Origin of the sequence: Sphaerisporangium sp. NPDC088356, from assembly GCF_040685555.1 — a bacterium.
Taxonomy (GTDB): Bacteria; Actinomycetota; Actinomycetes; order Streptosporangiales; family Streptosporangiaceae; genus Sphaerisporangium.
The window spans coordinates 38,201-63,638 of record NZ_JBFBIK010000037.1; the positions used below are offsets into that span (position 1 = coordinate 38,201).

22 protein-coding genes are annotated in these 25,438 nt (G+C 71.3%); 12 read left to right on the top strand and 10 right to left on the bottom strand.

Annotated elements, in window-relative coordinates:
* Positions 1-4: 4 nt before the first annotated feature.
* Positions 5-1,084, bottom strand: a complete 1,080-nt coding sequence (dapC, locus tag AB0O34_RS16405) for a succinyldiaminopimelate transaminase (RefSeq protein ID WP_363916224.1) — start codon at positions 1,082-1,084, stop codon at positions 5-7.
* A gap of 122 nt (positions 1,085-1,206) precedes the next feature.
* Positions 1,207-1,533, bottom strand: coding sequence for a ferredoxin (gene fdxA / locus AB0O34_RS16410; protein WP_363916225.1), 327 nt, complete (start codon positions 1,531-1,533; stop codon positions 1,207-1,209).
* 174 nt (positions 1,534-1,707) lie between these two features.
* On the opposite strand from fdxA, the gene AB0O34_RS16415 reads away from it, so the two are divergent.
* From AB0O34_RS16415 to cysS, 7 genes are all read left to right on the top strand, one after another.
* Positions 1,708-1,860: a hypothetical protein gene (locus tag AB0O34_RS16415; RefSeq protein WP_363916226.1), complete on the top strand. Its 153-nt coding sequence runs from the start codon at positions 1,708-1,710 to the stop codon at positions 1,858-1,860.
* An 84-nt stretch (positions 1,861-1,944) separates the two neighbouring features.
* Positions 1,945-3,048, top strand: a complete 1,104-nt coding sequence (locus tag AB0O34_RS16420; RefSeq protein WP_363916227.1) for an extracellular solute-binding protein — start codon at positions 1,945-1,947, stop codon at positions 3,046-3,048.
* A gap of 142 nt (positions 3,049-3,190) precedes the next feature.
* The gene (locus tag AB0O34_RS16425) at positions 3,191-3,973 is read left to right on the top strand and encodes a class I SAM-dependent methyltransferase (RefSeq protein ID WP_363916228.1); all 783 of its coding nucleotides are present in this window, start codon (positions 3,191-3,193) and stop codon (positions 3,971-3,973) included.
* A 69-nt stretch (positions 3,974-4,042) separates the two neighbouring features.
* Entirely contained in the window at positions 4,043-6,535 is a 2,493-nt protein-coding gene (locus AB0O34_RS16430; RefSeq protein ID WP_363916229.1) for a hypothetical protein, read from the top strand.
* An 11-nt stretch (positions 6,536-6,546) separates the two neighbouring features.
* A complete protein-coding gene (locus AB0O34_RS16435) occupies positions 6,547-8,616 on the top strand; it encodes a UvrD-helicase domain-containing protein (protein WP_363916230.1) in 2,070 nt (689 codons plus the stop codon).
* Between the two features lie 70 nt (positions 8,617-8,686).
* Positions 8,687-10,546, top strand: coding sequence for a sigma factor-like helix-turn-helix DNA-binding protein (locus tag AB0O34_RS16440; protein ID WP_363916231.1), 1,860 nt, complete (start codon positions 8,687-8,689; stop codon positions 10,544-10,546).
* 70 nt (positions 10,547-10,616) lie between these two features.
* On the top strand, positions 10,617-12,005 hold the full coding sequence (gene cysS / locus AB0O34_RS16445; protein ID WP_363916232.1) for a cysteine--tRNA ligase: 1,389 nt from the start codon (positions 10,617-10,619) through the stop codon (positions 12,003-12,005).
* 66 nt (positions 12,006-12,071) lie between these two features.
* Here cysS and AB0O34_RS16450 read toward each other — a convergent pair whose 3' ends face one another.
* The 5 genes from AB0O34_RS16450 to mshB all read right to left on the bottom strand — a co-directional run bounded on the left by AB0O34_RS16450 (position 12,072) and on the right by mshB (position 15,600).
* The gene (locus AB0O34_RS16450; protein ID WP_363916233.1) at positions 12,072-13,046 is read right to left on the bottom strand and encodes an MBL fold metallo-hydrolase; all 975 of its coding nucleotides are present in this window, start codon (positions 13,044-13,046) and stop codon (positions 12,072-12,074) included.
* Positions 13,047-13,143: 97 nt separating this feature from the next.
* Positions 13,144-13,635, bottom strand: coding sequence for a hypothetical protein (locus AB0O34_RS16455; RefSeq protein ID WP_363916234.1), 492 nt, complete (start codon positions 13,633-13,635; stop codon positions 13,144-13,146).
* Positions 13,636-13,687: 52 nt separating this feature from the next.
* Positions 13,688-14,203, bottom strand: coding sequence for a flavin reductase family protein (locus tag AB0O34_RS16460; RefSeq protein ID WP_363916235.1), 516 nt, complete (start codon positions 14,201-14,203; stop codon positions 13,688-13,690).
* A gap of 10 nt (positions 14,204-14,213) precedes the next feature.
* Complete coding sequence (locus AB0O34_RS16465) at positions 14,214-14,681, bottom strand: DUF6113 family protein (RefSeq protein WP_363916236.1); 468 nt, start codon at positions 14,679-14,681, stop codon at positions 14,214-14,216.
* Between the two features lie 10 nt (positions 14,682-14,691).
* A complete protein-coding gene (gene mshB / locus AB0O34_RS16470; protein ID WP_363916237.1) occupies positions 14,692-15,600 on the bottom strand; it encodes an N-acetyl-1-D-myo-inositol-2-amino-2-deoxy-alpha-D-glucopyranoside deacetylase in 909 nt (302 codons plus the stop codon).
* 70 nt (positions 15,601-15,670) lie between these two features.
* On the opposite strand from mshB, the gene AB0O34_RS16475 reads away from it, so the two are divergent.
* A complete protein-coding gene (locus AB0O34_RS16475; protein WP_363916238.1) occupies positions 15,671-17,734 on the top strand; it encodes an LpqB family beta-propeller domain-containing protein in 2,064 nt (687 codons plus the stop codon).
* A gap of 21 nt (positions 17,735-17,755) precedes the next feature.
* On the opposite strand, the gene AB0O34_RS16480 is transcribed toward AB0O34_RS16475, so the two are convergent.
* The gene (locus tag AB0O34_RS16480; RefSeq protein WP_363916239.1) at positions 17,756-19,669 is read right to left on the bottom strand and encodes an ABC transporter ATP-binding protein; all 1,914 of its coding nucleotides are present in this window, start codon (positions 19,667-19,669) and stop codon (positions 17,756-17,758) included.
* Between the two features lie 2 nt (positions 19,670-19,671).
* On the bottom strand, positions 19,672-21,363 hold the full coding sequence (locus AB0O34_RS16485; protein WP_363916240.1) for an ABC transporter ATP-binding protein: 1,692 nt from the start codon (positions 21,361-21,363) through the stop codon (positions 19,672-19,674).
* 169 nt (positions 21,364-21,532) lie between these two features.
* Here AB0O34_RS16485 and AB0O34_RS16490 point away from each other — a divergent pair, with 169 nt between their 5' ends.
* The 3 genes from AB0O34_RS16490 to AB0O34_RS16500 all read left to right on the top strand — a co-directional run bounded on the left by AB0O34_RS16490 (position 21,533) and on the right by AB0O34_RS16500 (position 23,129).
* Positions 21,533-21,766 carry a helix-turn-helix domain-containing protein gene (locus tag AB0O34_RS16490; RefSeq protein WP_363916241.1) on the top strand — a complete coding sequence of 78 codons (234 nt, stop codon included), beginning with the start codon at positions 21,533-21,535 and terminating at the stop codon, positions 21,764-21,766.
* A 2-nt stretch (positions 21,767-21,768) separates the two neighbouring features.
* Positions 21,769-22,329: a Clp protease N-terminal domain-containing protein gene (locus tag AB0O34_RS16495; RefSeq protein ID WP_363916242.1), complete on the top strand. Its 561-nt coding sequence runs from the start codon at positions 21,769-21,771 to the stop codon at positions 22,327-22,329.
* Between the two features lie 206 nt (positions 22,330-22,535).
* Positions 22,536-23,129: a hypothetical protein gene (locus tag AB0O34_RS16500; RefSeq protein ID WP_363916243.1), complete on the top strand. Its 594-nt coding sequence runs from the start codon at positions 22,536-22,538 to the stop codon at positions 23,127-23,129.
* Between the two features lie 8 nt (positions 23,130-23,137).
* Here the strand turns inward: AB0O34_RS16500 and AB0O34_RS16505 are convergent, their stop codons facing one another.
* Complete coding sequence (locus AB0O34_RS16505) at positions 23,138-23,599, bottom strand: MarR family transcriptional regulator (RefSeq protein WP_363916244.1); 462 nt, start codon at positions 23,597-23,599, stop codon at positions 23,138-23,140.
* Between the two features lie 156 nt (positions 23,600-23,755).
* On the opposite strand from AB0O34_RS16505, the gene AB0O34_RS16510 reads away from it, so the two are divergent.
* The gene (locus AB0O34_RS16510; RefSeq protein ID WP_363916245.1) at positions 23,756-24,952 is read left to right on the top strand and encodes an MFS transporter; all 1,197 of its coding nucleotides are present in this window, start codon (positions 23,756-23,758) and stop codon (positions 24,950-24,952) included.
* Positions 24,953-25,438 lie beyond the last annotated feature (486 nt).

Sequence of the window (25,438 nt, forward strand, 5' to 3'; positions counted from 1 at the left end):
GATCCTACTGGAGGCGGAGCACCGCCGCATTGACCCGTTCGTCAGTTGCTGTCACGGCGATTCGGATATGTGATGAACCGGCATGTCCGTAAAAGTCGCCCGGCGCGACCAGAATGCCAATTTCGGCTAGCGCCTGGACCTGCTCCCAGCAGTTACGGTCGTCGGTCGCCCACAGATAAAGGCCCGCGGTCGAATGCTCGACACGCCATCCGGCCTTTTCGAGCGCCGGGCGCAGCAGGGCGCGCCGCGCGGCGTACAGATCGCGCTGCGCGTCGGCGTGCTCGTCGTCGTCGAGGACGGCGGCCATGGCCGCCTGGACCGGCGCGGGCACGATCATGCCGGCGTGCTTGCGCACCTCCAGCAGCCGCGCGACGAGCGCGGGATCTCCGGTGACGAACGCCGCGCGGTAGCCGGCGAGGTTGGACCTCTTGGACAGCGAGTGCACCGCGAGCAGGCCCTCATGGGAGCCGCCGCAGACGTCGGGATGCAGGATCGAGATCGGCCGTTCCTCCCAGCCCAGCTCGATGTAGCACTCGTCGGAGGCGACGATGGCCCCCCGCTCGCGCGCCCAGGCGACGACCTTGCGCAGGTGCTCGGCGGGCAGCACGCGGCCCGTGGGGTTCGACGGGGAGTTGACCCAGACCAGCGGCACCCGCTCGGGGCCGAGGCCCAGCAGGCCGTCGGTGGCGTACGGCGTCGCCCCGGCGATGCGGGCGCCGACGTCGTAGGTGGGATACGCCAGCGCGGGGATCACCACGCGGTCGCCCGAGCCCACACCGAGCAGGGTGGGCAACCAGGCGACGAGCTCCTTGGAGCCGATGGTCGGCAGGACGTCGGCGGGGTCGACCGTGACACCGTGGCGGCGTGCGAGCCAGCCGGCGGCGGCGCCGCGCAGCCGCTCGGTGCCGTGGGTGAGGGGATATCCGGGGCTGTCGGCCGCCCCCGCGAGCGCCTCCCGCGCGACGGCGGGCACCGAGTCGACGGGGGTGCCGACCGAGAGGTCGACGATGCCGCCGGGATGCGCGAGGGCCCGCTTCTTGTAAGGCACCAGACGGTCCCACGGAAAGTCAGGCAGCCCGATCACCGAAATAACCCCCAGAAGTCCAGCGTGATCATGGATGTCGGCGGCCGGCGATGTCACCGGCGGTACCGCGACCAGAGGTCACGGTACCCGGCGGCACCTCATGACCACGGACCGGCCGAAGGTCAGTGCTCCTCTGCCTGCGGCGGAAGCACCGCCACGATCGGGTGATCCTTGGCGATCTTCCCGACCTTGGACGCGCCGCCTGGCGAGCCCAGCTCGTCGAAGAACTCCACGTTCGCCTTGTAGAAGTCCTTCCACTGGTCGGGCGTGTCGTCCTCATAGAAGATCGCCTCGACCGGGCAGACGGGCTCGCACGCGCCGCAGTCCACACACTCGTCTGGGTGGATGTAGAGCATGCGGTTGCCCTCGTAGATGCAATCGACGGGGCATTCTTCGATGCACGCCTTGTCCAGGACATCCACGCAAGGCTGCGCGATGACGTAGGTCACCTCGGGCTCCTTCTTCTCCGCGCCTTCGCACGACTCGACCGCGGGTTGCTAGACCTAGTATTGCCGTGCGGGCCACATGTCTGAAACGGGAGGGGGGGAAAGCTGGTGACATCGCACTTTGGCGGAAGGCTGCGCGTCTCCCTTTCCCCATCCGATGTCGGCAGCAGGGTAACGGTGCGCCGCAGGGAGCCCGAGGGGTTCCGCGACACGGTGGGCGTCCTTGCGTCCTGGCACGAGGGGGTCCTCAAGGTCCGCAAGCGCGACGGCACGCTGGTCGACATCCCCGAGGAGAAGGTCGTGGCGGCGAAGGTCGTCCCCGAGCGCTGAGCCGGGCCGTTTCGGCGTAGTAAGTCCTGACCTGTACGCCAACGCTGGCCCAAGCGTCCGCGTGCCTCCTCGACGCGGGAGAGCGTGACGTCGAGTATTCACCTCGTGACCTCACGTGCCGCAGCCGCAGTAGCGCTCCTCGCCACAGCCGTGGCCGGGTGCTCCTCAGCGACCACCACCGACAAGAAGCTCCCTCCGGTCAACCCGAAGGCCGCCAGTCTCGCCGAAGGGTTCGGCTCGATGGAACGGCTGGTCGAGGCCGCGAGGAAAGAGGGCTCCCTGAACCTCATCGGGGTCCCCCGCGACTGGGTGAACTACGGCGCCATCATGGACCGCTTCTCCGGCGAGTACGGAGTGCGGATCAACGTGGCCGAGCCGGGCGCGAGCAGCCAGCGCGAGATCGACGTGGCGAAGAGCGCGGCCCCCGCCCAGGCCCCGGACGTCTTCGACCTCGGCATGGACGTCGCCATCGCCAACGCTCAGAAGTTCGCCCCGTACAAGGTGACCGCCTGGCAGGACATCCCCGACGGCCTCAAGGACCTCAAGGGGCACTGGTACGCCGGGTACGGCGGCTACATGTCGATCGGGTACGACCCGCGCAAGGTGGGCGCCCCGGCGAGCTTCTCCGACCTGCTCAAACCGGGGTACGCCGTGGCCCTGCCGGGCGACCCGCTGCAGACCGCGGCGGCGTTCAACGGCGTCATGGCGGCGTCCCTCCACGGGGGCAAGCCCGAGGCCGAGCGCGGCGTCGAATTCTTCACCAAGCTCAAGAAGTCGGGCGGCTTCAGCCTCCCCTCCCGGGCCAACACCCTGGTCGACTGGGACTACGTGAACGCCGCCAAGGCCGCCCAGACCGCCGGAGACGACAAGCCCGCGTGGAAGGTCGTGGTCCCGTCGAACGCGACGCTGGCGTCGTACTACGTCCAGGCGATCAGCAAGAAGGCCCCGCATCCCGCCGCCGCCCGGCTCTGGCAGGAGTTCCTCTACAGCGACGAGGTCCAGAACCTCTTCCTCAAGGGATTCGCCCGCCCGGCGCGCATGGAGGCCCTGGACATGAAGGGCAAGCTCGACAAGCAGGCCGCGGCCAAGCTGCCCGCCGTATCCGGCACCCCGGTCCTGCTCACGATCCCCCAGGCGGACGAGGCCAAGACGTACCTGAAGGCCAACTGGCCCAAGGCCATGAGCTGACCACGGCGATCGATCCCTCATCGCCATATCGGTGCCGGCGAGTGAGGAGGGAAGCACCCGGACAGATGTGTCGCGAGGACATCAAGGCTCTAAAGTGTCTGTACTTACGGACACGGGAAGCGATGTCTGAGAATGCGAGCTGATGGCCTTGCGATACGACACGCCGAGCTTGATGCGGTGGAACGCTCGCGCCTATGACAGCTCGTTCGGCTACGTCTCGGCGCACGGAGCACCGCTGATCGAGCTGCTGGATCCCCAGCCCGGCGAGCGCATCCTCGACCTGGGCTGTGGCACCGGGGTGCTCACCGCCGACATCGCGGCCAGGGGCACCTCCGTGGTCGGCATGGACGGCTCCGCCGCGATGATCGAGGTCGCGGTGGCCCAGCACCCGGGCCTCGATTTCATGATCGGCGACGGCGCCAACTTCGGCGTCGGCCAGCCGTACGACGCGGTGTTCTCCAACGCCGCGCTGCACTGGATGGGCCGCGACCCTGACGCGGTGATCCGGTGCGTGCGCACGGCGCTGACCCCCGGCGGCCGGTTCGTGGCGGAGCTGGGCGGCGCCGGCAACTGCGCCGCGCTCACCTCCGCGATGCTCACGGCCTGGCGGGAGTACGGGCTGCCGGAACCCGAGCTGCCCTGGTACTTCCCCACCCCGGCCGAGTACGCCGTCCGCCTGGAGAAGGGCGGGTTCACCGTGCGGCTGCTCGAATACTTCGACCGCCCGACGCCGCTCGACGAATGCCCGAACGGCGCCGCCGACTGGGTCCGCATGTTCGCGGGCTCCCTGCTCGACGGGGTCCCGCCCGCGACGGTGGAACCGTTGCTGAGAAGGGTCAACGAGCTCGCGGCACCCGCGCTACGCCGCGAATCGGGCTGGGTGGCCGACTACGTGAGGCTGCGATTCGCCGCTGTGCGGGCCTAACCGCCGCCTACGATCGAGCGATTTGCCAGACTATGGTCTGGTCAACGAAATCACCGGAGAGGAAACGGGATGAACTTCTGCCTGAGTGATCTCGTGCCTCCGCTTCGGTGGAGTGACGCGACCGCATTCTCGCAGCTCCGCGACGTACCGAGCCTGCCGGACGCCTGGTGGCGGGCCGTCCCCCTCAGCAGGGTCTTCGCCGTGCTCGGCCCCGAGGCGCTCGGTGAGCTGCTCACCGAGCTGGCGACGGAGCACTGGCCGGCCGCCGCCGTGGGCGACATCCTGCCCGCCCTGCACGTCATGGATCCCGAGGAGGCCGACGAGCCGCAGGTCTCCATCGCGCTCGACCGCGTGGGCTCGTGGTTCGGCCTGCTGTCGCTGACCGGCCGCGAGCTGGCCGACCAGCCGTTCATCCGCGCCAGGCCGGTGCTGACCGCCCTGTTCACCGCGGTCTTCGTACGGCTGACGCCCACCGGCGAGCAGGGCGCCCATCCGGACGACCACGCGGCACGGCCGTCCCTTCTGTCCGAGGAGACCCCGCAGGGCCCCGCGGCGGCCCAGGGAGCCTCCACAGGTCCGCAGGGGCCCTCCGCGGACCGCTCAACGGACCCCGCCGGGGCACCCCTCCGGCCCGAACCGCTTCCCGTACGGTCCGAACCGCTTCCCGTACGGTCCGCGCCCCCGCTTCCGAAGCGGCAGAAGGTTTCGATCGACCGCAGCGACCCCCTCGGCCTCGCCGCGGCCCGCCTGGCGGAGGCCGCCCTGGAGCAGCACGTCTCCAGGGAGCTCCCCAGCCGCTCCCGCGAGGGCGGATCCGGCCCGTCCCGGACCTCGATGTTCACCCCGCCGCCGCGCACCGAACGGCCCTTCACCACCCCGAGCGCACCCGCCTTCCCCCCCGACGGCCCGGCGTTCGGCACGGACGGCCCCACGTTCGGCAACGACGGCCCGGGATTCACGCCGGAAGGGCCCGGGTTCGGCGGGGACGAGCAGGGGTTCACCCCGGCTCCCCGCCCGTTCGTGCCCGAGCCCGAGCCGTTCAACGCCGATCCCGCCCCGTTCGCCCACAACGACCCGTTCGGCCCCGACTCCGGCCCGTTCGGCCCGGCCAGCGCCTCGCCGGACCCCGACCCCTTCGGCGCCAGGGGCCTCCGGGCCACGGACGCCCCGGAAGGCCTCGCGACCCCGGACGGTTTCGGGACCCCGGACGGTTTCGGGATCCCTGAAGGTCTCCGGATTTCCGAAGATCTCGCGATCCCGGAAGGCGACGGAGCCCTCGGAGCCCCCGAGGACACGCAGGACCGCGAGATCCCGGGCGACGGCGAACCGGCGCGCGAGCCGGAAGGCCCCGCCGCGCCCGAGGACACCGGCACCCCCGTCGGCACGAACACCGACGAGCTGGGCACCGGGCGCACCGAGAAGGACATTCCCGCGCTCATCGACGCGGCGTTCGCCGACCTGGACGACAAGACCTGGGCGGTCGCGCAGAACCACGTCTTCGCCGACTCCCCCGCCGCCCCCGAGGAGCTGGCCAAGCTGTTCGCCGTCACCCCGGAGGACATCGTGGCCCTGGAGGGCGAGCTCCGCGGCAGGCTGGCCGACTGGCTGGACAGCGCGGACGCCGCGCCGTACACCCAGCACCTGGAGAAGCTCCCCGGCACCCTCGGCGTGGCGGCGCCCAAGTCGCGCCTGATGACCGCCGCCGAGTGGCACACAAGGGAGCTGCGCTCCCTCGACGTCCCGGCCTGGCAGTTCGTGCTGGCCACCCTGCCCGGTTACACGGTCCAGGACGACTGGCTGGTGTCGGGGGACATCGCGGAGCTGCGCGACCAGACCTGCGGCCTGATCCTCAACGCCGACCGCCCGCCGACGGTCGCCCGCGCCCTCGAACTGGTGTCGACCCTGGGCATCCACCCCGAGGTCGCCAAGGAGTGGCTGGAGAACGTCCCCCAGCTGCGCATCCAGTCCACCAAGAAGCCCGGCAAGGCCGAAGAGGACAGGCCGGGCGACCCCGAGGGGCCCCACTCGACCCCGACCGGCCAGCTCAAGGACGTGTCGATGACCCGCAGGTGCTTCCGGCACCCGGACGGCCTCTGGTGGCTGCGGGTCGACGTCGCGCCCGAGCAGCTCACCGGCGGGGAGTGCCCGCTGCCGAGCGGGTTCGCCGCCTACCTGGGGCTCTCGCCCGGCGAGAGCCACACCGTGATGAGCGCGGCGGGAGAGGTCACGCTGAGCTGGCAGGCCCGTCCGGTCATCGAGTCGCTGGGACAGCTGCTCCACGACATGGGCGCCCAGCCCGGGGCCCACCTGTTCCTCACCGTCGCGGAGGAGGACAAGCTCCTGCGGGCCAGGCTGGTGCCCTCGTCGGCCGGCGACCTCGACAAGGGCGCGGTGGCGCTGCGGCTGGCCGGTCACACCGCCAAGGGCGGCCCCGAGTCGCTGGACGAGACCATCCGGGTGCTGGCGACCCGCATCGGCATGACCGGGCCCGTGGGGTTGCCCGACCTGATGAACCGGCTCCGAGAACGCGGGGACCGCGACCTGCTGTCCCTGATGGTCTGACGGGAGCGGCGGTGCCCCGGCTCGCGATCGCCCCCGAGGTCCCCCGGGATCTCGACGCGCTTCCCCCGCCCGTACGCCGGGACGCCGTGATCGCCATGCGCCGGTTCCTGCAGAACACCACGTCCGCCCCCCACCCCGAGCGGGTGCGCAACACCAGGGACTCGCGCGTCGCGACGCTGCGGCTCGCCGACCGCCACCGCGGGGTGGTCGTGCGGCAGCGCGACGTGTACTGGATGCTCACCGTGCTGCCGGACTCCGAGGCCTGGTCGTACGCCCAGCGGCACCGCTTCGCCGTCAACGCCGCCATCGGGGTCGCCGAGATCTGGAACGCCGAGGCCCTGGAACGGGTCGAGCCCGCGCTGCGCCGGTCCGCGGGCTCGACCGAGTGGCGGCTGTTCGCGCACGTCTGCGACAGCGACCTGCTCGGGCTCGGCATCGACGCCGAGGTGCTCCCCCTGGTGCGGCTGATCACCACGGGCGCCAACCTGGCCGCGCTCGAACCGCTGCTGCCCGAGAGCCAGTTCGCCCCGCTGTCCGTGCTCGGCGAGGGCGGCTCGGTGGCCGAGGCGTGGCGGGCGCTGGACACGCGTGTGGCCGTGCCCGCGACGGCGGTGGACGTCACGGACCTCACCACCGCCCTCGAACGCACGCCCGACCGGGCCGTCTTCGTCCCCGATCCGAGCGCGCTCGACCGGGTGCTCACCACCCCGCACTGGTGCACGTTCCTCTACCCGACCCAGTACCGCCTGGCCCACCAGGAAAGCTACGGCGTGCCGGTGCTCCTCACCGGCGGCGCGGGCACCGGCAAGACCCTGGTGGCGCTCCACCGCGCCGCCCACCTCGCCCGGGCAGGGGCCGGCCGGGTCCTGCTCGTGACCTTCTCGCAGGGAGTGGCCGCCGACGTGGCGGCGAAGCTCGACCTGCTGGTGGACGACCAGGAGATCCGCGAGCGCATCGAGGTCGGCAACGTCGAGCGCCTCGCCCACCGCATCGTCGCCGAGGCCGAGGGCCGTCCCCCGCTCCTGGTCGGCGCGCCAGACCTGGCCACCCTGTGGCAGGAGGCCTCCGAGATCTCGGGCGACCTGCACAGCCCCGCGTTCCTGTTACGCGAGTGGGAGCAGGTGATCCTGGCCCAGAATCTCTGCACCGTGCAGGAGTACCTCACCGCGCGACGTCCCGGCCGCAGTGTGGAGCTGGAGATCGATGAGCGCACCGCCGTCTGGAAGGCCATCGAGCACGTCACGGGACGGCTGCGCGCCTCCGGCAGGCGCACGTTGCTCCAGCTCGCCTCCGAGGCCTCCACGCTGCTCGGCCGGACCACGGGCGACCTGCTCGGCGACGACGCGCCGGGGCGCGAGCCGTACCGGCACGTCGTGGTGGACGAGGCGCAGGACCTGCACCCGGCGCAGTGGCGGCTCCTGCGCGCCGCCGTGCCGCCCGCGCCCAACGACCTGTTCATCGTCGGCGACCCCCACCAGCGCGTGTTCGACACCCGGGTGGCGCTCAGCACGCTCGGCATCAAGGCCGAGAGCCACCGCCTCACCATCTCCCACCGCCTGCCGCAGGAGATCCTCTCGTGGGGCGTACGGCTGCGCGGCGGGGGCCCGGCCGACGGCCTGGTCGACGGCATCACCGAACTGGTGGGCTTTCGCGCGACGCACATGGGCACCCGCCCGCTCGTACGGGAGTACACCTCGCGCGAGGCGGAGCTGGCCGGGCTGGTGACCATCGTCAAGGAGTGGATCTACGACGGGGTGCCCCCGGAGGAGATCGCCGTCGCGACCCGCCTGGGCGACCTCGTCAGGGACGCCAAGGCGGCGCTCGCGAACGCCGAGACGCCGGTGCGGGTCACCACGCTCCACGGCATGAAGGGCCTGGAATTCCGCCGGGTCGCCCTCATCGGGGTGGCCGACGGCATCGTTCCCTCGGCCGACGCGCTCACTCCCGCCGCCGAGGATCCGACGGCACGTGCCCACGACCTGCAACGGGAACGGGGGCTGCTCTACATGGCCTGCACGCGAGCCGCCGAGCGGCTTTACGTGTCCTACTCCGGCCGGGCAAGTCCCTTTCTGCCACCATGACCCAATAACCTGAACTGCGGATAAGACCCGAGTCTCATCCCGACCCAAGCCCCATGCCGGTTGGACCCCCATGAATTTGAGCCTTAGCGACATCGTGCCTCCCCTGCGCTGGACAGCACCCAGCCAGGTCGAGCCGATCGCGAGCGACGCCCGTCTCCCGGACGCGTGGTGGCAGGCACTCCCCCTGGACCGCGCCTGCCTGATCGTCGGAACCGCTCAGGTGGCCGCGCGACTGGCCGACCTCTCCATGGCCTGCTGGGGGCACCTACCGCTCGGCGACATCCTGCCCCTGATCCGGGTGACCGACCCGGATCAGAGCCTGCGCACGCCGGAAGCCCGGGAGGCCGTGCACGCGCTGTTCACGAGCGTCCTGGCGCGGCTGCTGGCCTCCGAGTCGCAGCCCGCCCGCGAGGCCCCGCCCGTGCCCGCCCAGCCGGCCACGCCCGACCGGCCGATCCCCGAGCTGATCGACGAGATCTTCGCCGCGCTCGACGACCGGCAGCGGGCCATCGCCAAGGACCGCGTCTACGCCGAGCGCCGGGTGACGCTCGACGAGCTGGCGCAGCGGTTCTCCGTGACCCGCGAGCGCATCCGGCAGATCGAGCGCGACCTGCGCGACCACGTCCAGACCCGGCTCGCCACCCCTGAGGCCACCCCGCTGGCCGCCCACCTGGCCTGGCTGCGGGGACGGCTCGGCTCGGCCGTGCCGGCGGACGACCTCGCCGCCGCGGTGCCCTGGCACCGCACGGAGCTGAGGACGCTGGGCGTGCCGACCTGGCGGTTCGTCCGCACCCTGCTCACCGGATACGACCAGGTGGACGGCTGGCTGGTGGCCGGGGGCGCCGACGAGCTCAAGGAGAAGACCCGTCAGCTGTTCACCGACGGGCCGGTGAAGCTGCCCGAGGCGGTCACGATGGTCGCCCAGCTCGGGGTGCGGGAGGACGTCGCCGAGCGCTGGCTCGCCTCCGTCCCGCACCTGCGCATCCTGGAGGGGCATGTCGTCCCCTGGCCGCGCAGCGTCAACGAGAAGGCCGAGGCCGTGCTGGCGGTCGCCGAGGGGCCGCTCAGCCCCGAGGAGATCCAGACCCGCATCGGCGAGGACTACAGCCTCGTCGGCATCCGCAACCAGCTCACCGCCGACGAGCGCTTCCTGCGGGTCGACAGGAACCGGTACGGGCTGTCGCGCTGGGGCGGCGAGGAGTACATCGGCATCCGCGAGATGATCGTCCGCGAGATCGAGAGGGCGGGCGGCGAGGCCTCGGTGAACACCATCGTCGCCAACCTGACCACCCGGTACGAGGTCAGCGAGAGCTCGGTGCGCGCGTACTCGGGCGGGCCGGGGTTCGAGCGCACCCAGCGCGGATGGATCCGCGTCGCCGCGCCCGAGCAGGCCGAGCCGTACCACCCGCGCCGCGACGTGTCGATGACCCGCAGGTCCTTCCGCAGCAGGGACGGGCGCTGGTGGCACCGCGTCGACGTCAACGCCGAGCACCTCAGGGGCTCGGGGTCCCCGCTTCCGACCGGCTTCGCCGCCCACCTGGGCATGGCCCCCGGCGGGCAGCTGACCACCTCCACGCCCTCGGGTGACGTGGTGATCAGCTGGCACAACCAGCCGACGATGGGCTCGATCAGGCCCGTGCTGGCCGACTACAACGCCAGCGAGGGCGACTCGATCTTCATGACGGTGTCGGACGGCGGCGAGTTGCTGACCCGCTACCTGCCGCAGGCCGCCCAGGGGCTGCCGCCCGTCAACATGGCGCTCCACCTCATCGGGTACACCGCCCCTGTGGCGTCGGAGGCCGAGGCGCTGCGCCTCATCGGGGCCCGCATCGGCCTGGCCGACGGCGCCTCGCGCGAGGAGGTCCTGACCCGCCTCCGCGAGCGCGGCGACCGCGACATCCTGGCCTTCCTCGACCCCGAGGCGGGGTGACCGCGGCGCCTGTCACGAGTGATCGCCATGGCCCTGACGGGGTGTGATCCCATGGCCTAAGCTCGGTGGCATGTTGCGGCTGTATGACACCAGGTCCAGGCAGCTCGAGGCGATCGTCCCCGCCAACGCGCGCGTCGTGCGCATGTACACCTGCGGACCGACCGTCTACCGGTACGCCCACGTGGGCAACCTCAGGTCGTACCTGCTGTCCGATCTGATCCGCCGGGTGCTGGAGCAGAGCCGGATTCGGTCGGTGGTCTGTCAGAACATCACCGACGTGGGCCACCTGGTCGACGACGAGGAGATCGACGCGTCGGGTGAGGACAAGGTCCTCCAGCAGGCCCGCCGCGAGGGGCGCTCGGCCATGGAGATCGCCCGGTTCTACGAGGACGCCTTCCGCCGCGACACCTCGGCGCTCAACATGCGCACCCCCGAGCACACTCCGCGCGCCACCGAGACGATCGACCTGATGATCGAGCTGATCGCCAAGCTCATCGAGAAGGGTCACGCCTACGCCGTGGACGACGGCTCGGTGTTCTTCGACGCGCAGAGCTTCCCGACTTACGGCGAGATTTCCGGAAACCGGCTGGATGCGCTGAAGCCCGGCCACCGGGTCGAGGGTGTGGACCCGCGCAAGCGCTTCCACGCCGACTGGGCCCTGTGGAAGGGCTCCGACCGCGACATGACCTGGGAGACCCCCTGGGGCCGGGGCTTCCCCGGCTGGCACATCGAGTGCTCGGCCATGTCCCTGCGCTTCCTCGGCGAGCACATCGACATCCACACCGGCGGCAAGGACCTGCGCTTCCCCCACCACGAGGACGAGCGCGCCCAGTCCAACGCCTCGGTCGGGCACGACGTCGTCAAGCACTGGGTCCACGGCGAGCACGTGCTGTTCGACGGCCGCAAGATGGCCAAGTCCACCGGCAACGTCGTGCTCCTGTCCGACGTCGTGGCCGCCGGCCTCGATCCCCTCGCCGTGCGGCTGGCGCTCCTCGAACACCGCTACCGCCAGCAGATGAACCTCACCTGGGACACCCTCCACGCGGCCGACCGCACCCTGCGCCGGTGGCGGCAACGCGTCGCCGAGTGGGCCGAGTCCCCCAGCAGGCCGATCGCCGCCGAGTACGCCGACCGCGCCCGGGCGGCGTTCGACGACGATCTCGACACCCCCGCCGCCCTGCGCGTCGTGCGCGAGCTGGAGCGCGACGAGACGGTGGCCCCCGGCTCCCGCCTCGAAACGTTCCTGCACCTCGACCAGGTGCTGGGGCTGGACCTCGCGGTCGACATCGGCAAGCCTCCCGTCGTCGCGGTGCTCCCGCCCGGCGCGGCCGAGCTGCTGGAGTCCCGGGCGAAGGCCCGTGAGACCAAGGACTGGCAGGCCTCCGACCGCCTCCGCGACGAGCTGGCCGCGCTGGGCGTCAAGGTCACCGACACCCCGCAGGGACAGACCTGGTCCTGACCCGGACCACCGCCGTGGCTCATCCCCGTGGGGACTACCCACCCTCGTCCAGCGGACTCCGCCGGCTCAGCCGGTGAGCGTACGGGTCTCGCCCACGGCGAGATCCCAGAGGTCCTCGCGGTCGCGGCCGGAGGCGATCCAGGCCGCGCGGGTCTCCTGCACGGGGGCCATCAGCGGCTCACCCGAGAGCACGAACGTCCCCCAGTGCATGGTCGCCATCCGCCGCGCGCCGACATCGGCGCACGCCCGCACGGCCTCGGCGGGATCCACGTGGGAGACGTGCATGAACCAGCGTGGCTCGTACGCGCCCACCGGCATCAGCGCCAGGTCGATGCCGGGGTAGCGATCCCCGATGAGCTTGAAACGGTCGCCGTAGGCGGTGTCACCGGCGAAGTAGATCCGCTGGTCGGGTGAGGTCAGCACCCAGCCGCCCCACAGCGACTTGCAGGTGTCGAAGAGCGACCTGCGGCTCCAGTGGTGGGCGGGCACGAAGTCGAAGCTCACCTCGCCGATCTTAGCGCTCTCCCACCAGTCGAGCTCCGTGACGTTCGTGAACCCCTTCTTGGTGAACCAGCTCGCCAGGTTGGCGGGGACGAAGACCGGAGTGTGCCTCGGCAGGCGGCGCATCGTCGGCGCGTCGAGATGGTCGTAGTGGTTGTGGCTGATCACGACGGCGTCCACCGGCGGCAGGTCGCTCCAGGCCACGCCGGGCGGTGTCAGCCGCTGCCGCACGCCGGGGATCTTGCGCGACCAGACGGGGTCCGTCAGCACCGTCAGGCCCCCGATGCGCAGCACGTACGTCGCGTGGCCCACCCACGTGATCGCGGCGTCCGTCGCGGTGACGGGGGACAGACCGGCCCGCAGGACCGGGATCTGGTCGGCGTCCCCGATGTCGGGACGGAACCCTCCGTGCCATGCGACGCTCATGACCTCGCGGAAGTCGGGAAGCGGGCAGGTCAGGCGGTCCTTGAAGTCGGTGGGAAAGGTCCGCTCACGTCGCGGCGTGACCGGGGAGATCTCAGGGCTGACGGTTTGCGACATGCGACCCTCCTGTTCGTCGCCGAGTGGGAGGCGGGCTGTTCCACGGGGATCAATCACCACTCTGCTCTGATGATCCCCCGTGAGCGAAAAACATGCCTCAGTCGTACGAGGTATCCGTCATGTCCTCCGTAATGTGGATTGGATGGCATTCACCCTGGGTCTTCCCCTCCAGGGTGCGCCTCCTCCATCGGGAGGGATGCCGCGGGTAGCCCCCCTCGTCCAGGTCGGCCATGCGTTCGAAGACGTTCCAGGAGGCGGGATGGCCGCAGACGGCCACCGATACCAGCAGGGCGAGGACATACAGCGGCAGCAGGGGCAGGCCGACGCAGAAGGCGTACTGGGTGGCGTGCCGGGCCTCGTGCCTCAGCAGGGCGCCGGTCAGGTAGCCCTCTCGCTGGGCCGTCAGGACCACGTTGCCGACCGTGAAGGCGCCGGCGACCGGGAATGGGATGCGGTATCCATGGGCGTACAGCAGGCCGTGCTCGCCGCGCCGCACCGTGGCCCGCCCGATCACCGCGATGAGCAGTCCCAGCGGCGTCGAGAGGTTGACGTAGTTGAGCACCTGCCTTGCCCGGTGCCGTCCGCGCATGTCTCGATTGTGACCCAGGGCCCCGGTGGCCGGTAGGGCGGCCCGTCGACTCCTATCGGCCCAGCGGGCGCAGGTGGCGGTAGCGGCCCTCGTAGTAGATCAGCGGAGGGGCGTCCCTCGGGGTGTCCGCCGACACCACGCTCCCGACGATGATCGAATGGTCGCCCCCGTCGTGCACGACGGTCGTACGGCACTCCAGCGTCGCGATGGCGGTGTCGAAGAGCGCGAGCCCCAGCCCGCCCCGGCGGTGCGACCAGCGGTCGAGCTGTCCTTCGAGCGTACGGCCGCGCGTGGCGAAGGCCCGGGAGGCCTCCTCGCCGTCCTCGCCGAGGACCGAGACCCCCCACACCCCGGCATCGAGCACGGCGTCGTGGAACCTGGCGATCTTCTCCACGCAGACCAGAACGAGGAGAGGATCAAGGGAGACCGAGGCGAAGGAGTTGACCGTCATCGCGTGGTCGATGCCGTCGGCGAGCGTGGTCACGATGGCGACGCCGGTGGCGAAGCGGCCTGTCACCTTGCGGAAGACCGCCTGATCTACCTGGCTTTCGACAGATCCCTGATGCACGCTGGCCAGCTTATGCGGACATTCCATCCGAAATATTCATTCGGCGCCCCTTGCCATACGAACCCTGGTGCATCAGCCACGAACCGGACGAAGGAACCAGCAGGACAGCGACCACCAGGGCCAGCGCCCCACAGCCGAGATACCAGTAGCCGGGGACGTTGGCGGCGATGACCAGATCGCCCTCGGGCCTCTTGGCCGAGAACAGCAGCGCGGCCAGCATCCACCCCATGCCGGGGACGAACGCGCCCAGCTTGCTGTCCATGAGCCGGCCCGCGCCGTACAGCAGGGCGAACAGCACGATGGACAGGATGATCGGAATGGGCGGGACCGCGCCGCCCACGTCCCAGGAATGCTCCAGCCCGGCCACGACGCCGAAGACGACGCCGAGCACGAAGAGCATGCCGTATGCCGCGCCCGTGATCACGGCGTGGGACCCCCGCCGCGTCGCGGTATCGCTCTCGACCTGCTCTTCCTCCATGGTTGAAAGGCTAGCCGATGCCCGCGAAGAGATCGTCTTCGCGGATGTAGGGCTCGCCGAGACCGCCGGCCTCCTGGGGCAGGCCCTTACCGGCGGGCCCGCGCGCACCGGCCTTGAGGATGAAGTGCTCGATGCCGAGCAAATCCTGGCCCATGCTGCTGGAGATCACGAACCAGGGCGCGCCGAGGTCGATCTGCGAGCGGTGGGCCCGCATGGCGTCGAACTTGGCGGCGGCGTACGACCGCGCGTCGATCTCGGCGGTGATCTCCTCGTCGGCGGAGCCGAACGGCAGGTCGTCGAGCGTCTCCTCGGTGAAGAAGTCGAAGTCGGTGTCGCGCATCGCCTCGGCGACCCGCCGCATCCCCGACTTCGGCATGGTCGTGAAGTAGAACTTGGCGATCTGCCAGGGCTCGCCCTCGCCGAAGGAGGGATCGGCGGCCAGCTCGAAGGCCCGCCAGGCGACCCGGTGCGCCTGGATGTGGTCGGGGTGGCCGTAGAAGCCGTTCGCGTCGTAGGTGACCAGCACCTGGGGCCTGACCTCGCGAATGATCTCGACCAGCTCGCCGGCGGCCTCGTCGAGATCGGCCCGCCAGAAGCATCGGGGGTTGTCGTTGGTGGCGACGCCCATCATGCCGGAGTCGCGCCAGCGGCCGGGCCCGCCGAGGAAGCGGTGGTCATCGACGCCAAGGGCCTTGCAGGCCGCCTCAAGCTCGCCGATGCGGTGCCCGCCGAGCCCGTCCTCCTGGTCGGCGGCGAGATGGGCCAGGTCGGGCACCACGATCTCGCCCTCCTCGCCGAGGGTGCAGGTGACGAGCGTGACGTGGGCGCCCTCCGCGGCGTATTTGGCCATCGTGGCCCCCGTGCCGCTCGTCTCGTCGTCGGGATGGGCGTGCACCAGCAGCAAACGGCGTTCAGTCATGCGGTCGAGGCTATCCCCAGCCACCGACAGGAAGCATCTCCCTGTGTGTTGGCCTGGCAATATGAACGACATGAGTGAGAGCTTCCCGCGCCTTTACGCCAGGACCCGCCGCTTCACCCTCGGGGTGCCCCGCGGCTTCGTGATCGCCCCCGGCGGCGACCGCGTCGTCTTCTTGCGCAGCCGGTCCGGCACCGATCCCGTGACCTGCCTGTGGGAGCTCGACCTGGCCTCGGGCGCCGAGCGCCTGGTGGTCGACCCCGCCGACCTCGGCGCGGCCGACGAAGATCTGCCCGCGGAGGAGAAGGCCCGTCGCGAGCGGGCCAGGGAGCAGGCCGGCGGCGTGGTCGCCTTCGGCGCCGACTCCGCGCTGACCTCCGCGGTCTTCGCGCTGTCCGGCGGGCTTTACCTGGCCGACCTGAGGTCGGGCGCCGTGCGGCGGCTCGACACCCCCGGCCCGGTGATCGACCCCCGCCTGTCCCCCGACGGCGCCCGCGTGGCGTACGTCACGGGCGGCGCCCTCCGCGTCCAGGAGGTCGCCACGGGCGACGACCGCGCGCTGGCGACCCCTGAGGCGGCCGGCGTGACGTACGGCCTGGCGGAGTTCATCGCGGCCGAGGAGCTCGACCGCATGCGCGGCTACTGGTGGTCACCGGACGGCACGGCGCTGCTCGCCGAGCGGGCCGACGAGTCGCCCGTCCAGACCTGGCACATCGCCGACCCGGCCAACCCCTCCCGCACGCCCGTGCCGGTGCGCTATCCCGCGGCAGGCACGGCCAACGCCACCGTTGAGCTGCTCGTCCTGGGGCTCGACGGCATCCGCACCGCGGTCCCGTTCGACGACGAATACCTGGTGACGGCCGCCTGGGACCATCACGGCCCGTCGATCGTCACGATGCCCCGCGACCAGAAGGCCGTCCGCGTCCTCACGGTCGACCCGTCGACCGGCGCGACCGAGCTCGTGCGCGAGGACACCGACGACGCGTGGATCGACGTCGTCGCCGGGGTCCCCTCGCGCCTTTCCGACGGCACGCTGGTGTGGGTGGCCGACGCCGACGGCGGCCGGCGCCTGATCATCGGTGACGCCCCGGTCACCCCGCCGACCCTTCAGGTCCGCGACGTGCTCGGCGTCTCGGGCGACACCGTCCTGTTCCGCGCGAGCGCCGAGCCCACCGAGATCCACCTGTGGACCTGGTCAGGCGGGGTCATCTCCCCGGTCACCAGCGAGCCGGGCGTGCACAGCGGCCGCCTGTCCGGCGACACCCTGCTCGTCGTCAGCCAGACCCTCGACAGCCCCGGCACCACCGTGCGGGTCGAGAACGGCCAGAAGCGCCTGCACATCGCCTCGCTCGCCGAGCGTCCGAAGCTGGAGCCCCGCGTCTCGCTTGTCCGCACGGGCGAGCGTGAGCTGGCCACGGCCGTGCTGCTGCCGAGCGGGCACGTGCCCGGTTCCAGGCGCCTCCCCGTCCTCATGGATCCCTACGGCGGGCCCCATGCCCAGCGGGTGATGGCCTCCGGCCGGGGCTTCCTCGAATCCCAGTGGTTCGCCGACCAGGGCTTCGCGGTGATCGTGGCCGACGGCCGGGGCACTCCTGGCCGGGGCCCCGCCTTCGAGCGCGAGGTGCTGCACGACCTGGCGACCCCCGCGCTCGAAGACCAGGTGGACGCCCTGAAGGGCGCCGCCCAGCTCTACCCCGACGACCTCGACCTCTCGCGGGTGGCCATCAAGGGCTGGTCGTTCGGCGGCTTCCTCGCGGCGCTGGCCGTCCTGCGCAGGCCCGACGTCTTCCACGCGGCCATCGCCGGGGCCCCGGTCACCGACTGGCGGCTCTACGACACCGCCTACACCGAGCGCTACCTCGGCCACCCCGGCGAGCTTCCCGACGTGTACGACCGGTCCTCGCTCATGGCCGACGCCGAGAAGCTGGAGCGGGCGCTGCTGCTCATCCACGGGCTCGCCGACGACAACGTGGTGGCGGCCCACACGCTCCGCCTGTCGTCGTCCCTCGTGGCCGCCGGCCGTCCCCACAGCGTGCTGCCGCTGTCGGGGGTGACCCACATGACCCCGCAGGAGGTCGTCGCGGAGAACCTTCTGCTTCTCCAGGTGGAGTTCCTCAGGCGTTCCCTGGACGCCTGAGGACCACCCCGAGCCGGGCCGTCAGCGGGAGATGCCGTGCCAGCTGTCCCACAGCGCGGCGTAGGCGCCTCCCGCGGCGACCAGCTCGTCGTGCGACCCTAGCTCGCTGATGCGGCCGTCTTCGATGACCGCGACCCGGTCGGCGTCGTGCGCGGTGTACAGCCGGTGCGCGATGGCGATGACGGTCCGCCCGTCGAGCACGGCCGCCAGCGACCGCTCCAGATGCCGCGCGGCGCGCGGGTCGATCAGCGAGGTCGCCTCGTCCAGCACCAGCGTGTGCGGGTCCGCGAGCACCAGCCGGGCGAGCGCGACCTGCTGGGCCTGCGCGGGTGAGACCGCCAGGCCGCCCGAGCCCACGACCGTGCCGAGCCCGTCCGGCAGCGCCTCGACCCACTCCCACGCGTCGACGGCCTCCAGCGCCTCCCTGACGGCGGCGTCATCGGCCTGCGGCCGCGCGATGAGCACGTTGTCGCGCACGGTGCCCCGGAACACGTGGTGTTCCTGGGTGACCAGCGCGACGTGACCGCGCAGCTCGTCCAGGGGCAGGTCGACCAGCGGGACGCCGCCGACCGTCACCGCGCCGGTGCGCGGGCCGTGGATGCCCGCGAGCAGGCGGCCCAGCGTCGGCTTTCCGGCCCCCGAGGGGCCGACCATCGCGAGCCGCTCTCCCGGCGCGACCTCCAGCGAGACGCCGTGCAGCACGTCGTGGCCCTCGCGGTAGGAGTAGCGCACGTCGTCGGCGACCATCGTCTCGCCGAGGGGCCGCTCGGCGCCCGCGTCGCGGTCGTCGGGAACGTTGGCCACGCCGAGCAGCCTGGCCATGGACGCCCCGCCGACCTGGAGCTCGTCGACCCACGACAGCAGGCGGTCGAGCGGGTCGATGAGCTGCTGCACGTACAGCGTGGCCGCGGTCACCTGGGCCAGCGACACCCATCCGTTCAGGTAGAAGATGCCGCCGATCAGCAGCGTCGCCACGACGGGGATCACGTAGCCGAACTCCACCGAGGGGAACCACACCATGCGCAGGCCCAGCGTGTAGCGCTCGGCCGCCCACGACCGCGCGATGTCGCCGTCGGTGCGCTCGTGCCTGCGGCGCTGCAGGCCGAACGCCTCGACGGTCCTCGCGCCCTCCACGGTCTCGGTGAGGCCCTCGGTCATGTCCGCGTACGCGGCGTTCTCGCGCAGGTAGCCGTCCCTGGCCCGCTTGAGGTACCACCGGGTGGAGAACCACAGCAGGGGCACCGCGATGAGCGACGGCAGTACGAGCAGGGGCCCCACCAGGGCGAGCGCGCCCAGCACGAACGCGCCCGCGACCACGGCGATCAGGGTCTCCGGCACGGCGTGCCGCACTGTGCGCGACAGCGCGTCGACGTCCCGCGAGGTGCGGGTGACCAGGTCGCCCGAGCCCGCGCGCTCGACGGTCGACAGGGGCAGGGCGAGCACGCGGTCGACGAACTCCTCCCGCAGCTCGGCGAGGACCTTCTCGCCGAGCTTGGCGGAGACGTAGACGGCGTACCTGATCAGCACCGCCTGCACGACGACGAAGCCGGCGATCGTCAGCGCGACGAGGTCGACGCTGATGCCCGTGCCGTCGCGCACGCCCTCGACCAGCTCGCCGAGCAGGCGCGGCCCGGTGAGGCCCGCGACGGCGGCGAGGCCGTGCAGGCTCAGGGCCGCCACCAGCCGGCGGGGGTACTTCAGCGTCAGCCGCCGGGCGTACGCCCGCACCTGCGCCTGGTCGGCGACGGGCAGGATGCGCCGCTGGTCGCCGCTCGCGACCGGCCTGCCGTCGCCGCCCGCGAGGCGTTCACCGGCCTCGCCGTCGTCCGCACGGCTCTCATCCGTACGGCCTTCACTCCTGCGGCCCTCGGCGGCTCGGACTTCACCTGCCGGGCCTTCCGTCAGTTCGTTCTCAGTGGCCTGGCGCACGCTCACGATCAGACCTCCCCTCGGGTCACGGTCGCGGTGTAGTCGGGGACGGTGGCGAGCAGGGAGCGGTGGGAACCCTCCGCGCGCACCTGCCCGTCCCGCATGAAGATCACGGTGTCCGCCCGGTCGAGCACGAGCGGGCTCGTGGTGCAGACCAGCGTCGTGCGCCCGCGGCGGGCCTCTCCCAGTCGCTCGGCGATGCGCGCCTCGGTGTGGGCGTCGACCGCGCTGGTCGGCTCCACCAGGACGAGCACCTCGGGGTCGGCGAGCAGCGCGCGTACGAGCCGCAGGCGCTGCTGCTGGCCGCCGGAGAACTCCCTGCCGGACTCGGCCACGTGTGAATCCATGCCTCCGGGGAGCGCCTCGACGACGTCCTCGGCGCAGGCGGTGCGCAGGGCGCGCCGCAGGTCGTCCTCCGAGGCGGAGCCGGTGATGTCGAGCTGGTCGCGCAGGCGCCCGCTGAACAGCCTGGCGCCGTTGTCGGCCACCAGGATGCGGCGCCTGACCTCGGCCAGCGGCAGGTCGGCCAGCGGCACGCCGCCGAAGGTGGCCCCGGCCGCCACGTAGTGGCCGAGCCGGTCGGCGACGGCGATGGCATCCTCGGGCACCGTGCCGGCCAGGGCGGTGAACCGTCCCTGCCGCACGGTGACGCCGGACGTGGCGTCCACCAGGTCGCCCCCGGCGGTCACGGCCGTGCCCGTGCCCTGGACCTCGGGGTCCAGCGACAGGATGCGGATGACCCTGCGGGCCGCCACGTGCCCCTTGGTGAGCTTGTCGGCCGCCTCGGTCAGCGTGCGCAGCGGGCCCACCAGGAACAGCGCGTACCCGTAGAAGGCGACGAGCTGGCCGACCGTGATCGTGCCGTCCATCGCGTAGTGCGCGCCCCGCCAGGTGACGAAGGCGATCAGCATGCCGGGCAGCAGGAGCTGGGCGCCCTCCAGAGCGGCGTCCACCGACGCCACCCGGACCCCGGCGCCCCTCACCCGCTGGGACTCCTCGCGGTAACGGTCGGCGAAGACCTGCTCGCCGCCGATGCCGCGCAGCACCCGCAGGCCGGCGACGATGTCGGAGGCCCGGGTGGCGAGGTCGCCCTGGAGGTCGCGCTGCTCGTGCTGCCGGCGGTGCAGCGGCCTGAGCAGCGGGCCGACGGCCAGCACCATCAGCGGCAGGCCGAGCAGCACGATCAGGCCGAGCGTAGGCGAGGTCGTGATCAGGATCGCCGTCACCATGATGATGGCGACGACCGAGCCGACGGCGCGCAGCAGGATGTCCATGGCGTTGCCGATGTGGGCGATGTCGGAGTTGCCGACGCTGATCACCTCGCCGGTCGACAGCAGCTTCGGCAGCGTCGCGCCGAGCCGGGTGGCCTGCCGCGCGGTGACCTGCACGGTGCGGTAGGCGGCGCTCAGCCAGTTGAAGACCGCCAGCCGGTGGCGCATCACGCCGCCGAAGGCGCTCAGGACGCCGAGCCCCAGCAGGACCGCCGACCAGCGGACAAGCGCCTCGGCGTCGCGCGTGGTGAGGCTGTCGACGGCCTTGCCCAGTGCCGAGGGCACGAGCGCCTGCGCCAGCCACCACAGGACGGCGTAGCCGATGCCGACGATCAGCGGGCTCGCCTGCCCACGGGCCACCCACCACAGGTACCGGAGCGGGCTGCGGGCATCGGGAATGCCGGGATCGGCATGAGGCAGGGAGCGCATAGCCTCTCAAGACTGGCAAACCCGAGGGTGGCCGGGCAAACCATTTTTTCGGTCACCTGCGGCCGTACCAGCGAAAACATCCGGCCTGGAACGCGGGTCGCGTAGATCGTCCGCGCTCGCGCGTCAACTATGGTTGACAGCTCATGGGTGTCAATTTATATTGACACCCATGAGCAACACGGCACAGCTGGCCTCCGACGCCGGCAGCCGCGATCCGGCCGTCGGCCTCCGGGCCGTACGGGCACTGCGGACGCTGGTCGAGCGGCTGGAGGCACTACAGGTGGACAACGCCCGCGAGCAGGGCTGGTCCTGGCAGGAGATCGCGGTTCTGCTCGGCGTGAGCAGGCAGGCGGTCCACAAGAAGTACGCAGGCGGCCGAGGCCTACTGAGGCGGGAGAAGTAGGGATGTTCGAGCGGTTTCACGAGGACGCGCGCCAGACGGTCGTGCTCGCCCAGGACGAGGCCCGGCTGTTCAACCACGGCCACATAGGCACCGAGCACATGCTGCTCGCCCTTCTCCGGCAGCCCGACACGGTGGCCGCGCGGGTCCTGGCACGGCACGGGCTCGACCACGACCAGATGGGTGACGCCGTGGCACGGCTGCTGGCGGCGGCGCCGTCCGACGATCTCGACGCCGGCGCGCTGGAGTCGATAGGCATCGATCTCGACGCGATACGGGAGAAGGTCGAGGCCGCCTTCGGGCCTGGTGCCCTCGACCGCGAGCCCCGGCCGCGCCGCGGGCGCCCGTGGCGCCTCGGCGGCCACCTCCCCTTCTCCGGCCGCGCCAAGAAGGTGCTGGAGCTCTCGCTGCGCGAGGCCATCGTCCTCAAGCACGACTACATCGGCAACGGCCACATCCTCCTCGGCCTGCTCCGGGAGGGCGAGGGACTGGCCGCACGCGTCATCGCCGACGCGGGCGTCGACTTCGAGGCGCTCCGCCGGGAGGTCCGCGGCGAAATGCGGTGACCTGGGCACGGCATCCGTACGGCACGCGCCGCGTATCCAGGACCGGCGGGGCGGTAGCCGCCTAGTCTCGGATCCATACGGTCTCGGATCCGTACGGTCTCGGATCCGTACGGTCTCGGATCCGTACGGTCTCAGGTCCTTACGACCTCGGATCTGTACGGTCTCAGGTCTGTACGGTCTCGGATCCGTGTGCGGGAAGGGGGCGGATGGACGAGCACAGACCGGTCGCCACGATCGCCGAGGTGGAAGACGGCCTCTGGCAGGCCTCGCTTCCCGGCATCGGCACCGTCACGGTGGACGACCCGCGCATGGCGGCCTGGCAGCTCCAGGAGCTGATCGCGGAGCAGCGGGTCATCAACGTGCTCGACGTCTCCCCGCCCGTCCTGGCCGACGCCGGAGGGCAGCCGGTGTACGCCTTCCTGCTGCAGTTCACCGCCTGCGGGGCCGACAGGGACGATCTGGACGTCTACGCTCAGGTCAAGGCCGATCCGCCTTCGGGGTGCCGGTGGTCTCCGGACGTCCACCATCCCGGGCTGCTGTGCCTGCGTCCGGGGCCCTCACCGCTGGACGCCATCGCGGGAGTGGTGTCCGAGGTCAGGGACCGGTACGGCCTCGGCACCGAGCTGACCGACCTCGGCTTCGACCGGTTGTGGGAATGGTTCGGCGACCACGAACGCCGTACCGAGCTGGTCGCCCACCTGCTGCTGATGGCCGCCCACCGCGCCGGCCTTCTCGGGCTGGACCCCGACGACCTGGTGAGGTTCCTTCGCGAGGTCATGCCGCGCAGGTCACCACCATGAACCTGAAGCTAGTGCGCTGATCTCGACTCGGCCGGCAGGCGGTGCAGCGCGTCCACCAGAGGAGCGAGCTCGGGGGTCTGCTCCGCCTCGGCCAGCGCTCTGGCCAGGACCGCGTCATGGGCCGGCCGGGCCCTGCTCAGCAGCTCCCACCCCTGGCCGGTGAGCTCGGTGTAGATGCCGCGCCGGTCGTCCTGGCACAGGATGCGGGTGAGCAGGCCGCGGTCTTCGAGGCGGTTCACCAGCCGCGTGGTGGCACTGCTGGAAAGCGCCGCGGCCCGGGCGAGCTGCTGCATGCGCATGTGCCAGCCGTCCTGCCGCGACAGCGCGTCCAGCACCGTGTACTCCACGACCGACAGGACGTACTCGGACTGCAGCTCACGCTCGAGCGCGGCCTCGATCAGGCCGTGGAGCGCCGCCAGCGTGCGCCAGCCCTGGGCGCGGACCTCCACTGCGTCGTCCCCGATTCCCATGCCGGCCTCCTGAGGGCCCTGGGCCCTCCCCTTGGGACGGCCGTTCACCTTCTGATCGCAGCTTACACGCCTGTGGCGATTAAGCGCGTGTGCAAGTATATTGTTGCTCACGCGGTTAGTTGCAGACGCGCGCTTAATCATCGGAAGGAACGACGGATGCCTCTCGGCTTGCTCGCCCTCGCCATCGGGGGTTTCGGCATCGGACTCACCGAGTTCATCATCGCGGGCCTGTTACCCGAGGTCGCCCAGGACTTCGGTGTCACGGAGGCCGCCGCGGGCTGGCTCATCTCCGGCTACGCGCTGAGCGTCGCCGTCGGCGCCATCGGCCTCACGGCCGCCGCGACGAGGTTCAACCGCAAGCACGTGCTGCTCGGGCTCATGGTGCTCTTCATCACCGGCAACCTGCTGTCCGCGATCGCCCCCAGCTACGCGGTGATGATGCTCGGCCGTGTCGTCGCCGCCCTTTGCCATGGCGCGTTCTTCGGCATCGGCTCCGTGGTCGCCGCCGACATGGTGGCCCCGGCCAAGCGGGCCGGCGCGATCGCCATGATGTTCGCCGGCGTCACCACCGCCAACGTCCTCGGCGTGCCGTTCGGCACCCTGCTGGGCCAGCAGCTGGGCTGGCGCTCCACCTTCTGGGCCATCACCGTCATCGGTGTCATCGCCCTGATCGGCGTCGCGGCCCTGGTCTCCGGCGGCAGCCCGTCGGGCACGCGGGACGCCGGGCTGCGCGGCGAGCTGGCCGCCTTCACCCACCCGCAGGTCTGGTTGTCGCTGGCCGTCACGATCCTCGGCTTCGGCGGCATGTTCGGCGCTTTCACCTACATCGCCTACACCCTGACGCAGGTGAGCGGATTCGCCTCCTCGTCGGTGCCATGGCTGCTGGTCCTCTTCGGCGCCGGCCTGTTCGTCGGAAACTTCGCCGGCGGCAAGGCGGCCGACCGGTCCGTGCCCCGGACTCTGATCACCCTCCTGGTCACGCTCACCATCGTGCTCAGCGTCTTCGCGCTCACCGCGCACAACCAGGTGATGACGACGATCTCCCTGGTCCTGATGGGCGCCTTCGGGTTCGCCACCGTGCCGGGCCTGCAGATGCGGATCATGCACTACGCGGACCGGGCGCCGACCCTCGCCTCGGGGGCCAACATCGCCGCGTTCAACGTCGGCAACGCCCTCGGCGCGTGGCTCGGCGGCCTGACCCTCGCCGCCGGGCTGGGATACACCGCGCCCATCTGGGCAGGTGCGGCCCTGACCCTCGCCGGGCTGGCCGTACTCCTGGCCGCCACCGGACTCGCCTCCCGGCGCGCCCGACGGACCCCCGCGCGGCAGTACTCCGAGAACCTCGCCGCCTGACACGTCATTGCCGGCAAGGTCGTCGTCGACGGCAACCTCATCAGCGGTCAGAACCCCCAGTCCAGCGCCGACACCGCACACCGGGTGCTGGCCGCCCTGAGCGGCGACGCCGCCCGTTAGTGACGGCAGGAGGCCGGGCGTCACAGAGGAGTGACGCGGCGGGGATGATCTGGCTGGTCGGGCCTGGCGAGGAATGTCCCGGCGTTGCCCTGACGATGTCCGGCCCTTTGATGTCCGCCGATGCCATCGGTTCAGATCTGGATCACGATGGTCTTAGCCGGCGCGGGCTGGTCTGTTTCGACTTACTTGCTCATTTGCTGTCAAGCGGAGCTAGATCAGCGGTTTCAAGAGGAGTGATAGGTGGGCTTTCAATAGGGATTCTCGAACTGGGCTGGATGGTTTGATTTCTTAGTCCCAGGTGGTGCCATTTCTTAGTCCCAGGTGGTGCCGGGGGTGCGGGAGTAGCTGTCCCAGGTGGTTCCGGCG

Coding starts and splice junctions, on each gene's coding strand:
- AB0O34_RS16425 (WP_363916228.1), top strand. CDS start 3,191: ATGGCCTTGCGATACGACACGCCGAGCTTGATGCGGTGGAACGCTCGC.
- AB0O34_RS16430 (WP_363916229.1), top strand. CDS start 4,043: ATGAACTTCTGCCTGAGTGATCTCGTGCCTCCGCTTCGGTGGAGTGAC.
- AB0O34_RS16440 (WP_363916231.1), top strand. CDS start 8,687: ATGAATTTGAGCCTTAGCGACATCGTGCCTCCCCTGCGCTGGACAGCA.
- cysS (WP_363916232.1), top strand. CDS start 10,617: ATGTTGCGGCTGTATGACACCAGGTCCAGGCAGCTCGAGGCGATCGTC.
- AB0O34_RS16450 (WP_363916233.1), bottom strand. CDS start 13,046: ATGTCGCAAACCGTCAGCCCTGAGATCTCCCCGGTCACGCCGCGACGT.
- AB0O34_RS16455 (WP_363916234.1), bottom strand. CDS start 13,635: ATGCGCGGACGGCACCGGGCAAGGCAGGTGCTCAACTACGTCAACCTC.
- AB0O34_RS16465 (WP_363916236.1), bottom strand. CDS start 14,681: ATGGAGGAAGAGCAGGTCGAGAGCGATACCGCGACGCGGCGGGGGTCC.
- mshB (WP_363916237.1), bottom strand. CDS start 15,600: ATGACTGAACGCCGTTTGCTGCTGGTGCACGCCCATCCCGACGACGAG.
- AB0O34_RS16475 (WP_363916238.1), top strand. CDS start 15,671: ATGAGTGAGAGCTTCCCGCGCCTTTACGCCAGGACCCGCCGCTTCACC.
- AB0O34_RS16485 (WP_363916240.1), bottom strand. CDS start 21,363: ATGCGCTCCCTGCCTCATGCCGATCCCGGCATTCCCGATGCCCGCAGC.
- AB0O34_RS16490 (WP_363916241.1), top strand. CDS start 21,533: ATGAGCAACACGGCACAGCTGGCCTCCGACGCCGGCAGCCGCGATCCG.
- AB0O34_RS16495 (WP_363916242.1), top strand. CDS start 21,769: ATGTTCGAGCGGTTTCACGAGGACGCGCGCCAGACGGTCGTGCTCGCC.
- AB0O34_RS16500 (WP_363916243.1), top strand. CDS start 22,536: ATGGACGAGCACAGACCGGTCGCCACGATCGCCGAGGTGGAAGACGGC.
- AB0O34_RS16505 (WP_363916244.1), bottom strand. CDS start 23,599: ATGGGAATCGGGGACGACGCAGTGGAGGTCCGCGCCCAGGGCTGGCGC.
- AB0O34_RS16510 (WP_363916245.1), top strand. CDS start 23,756: ATGCCTCTCGGCTTGCTCGCCCTCGCCATCGGGGGTTTCGGCATCGGA.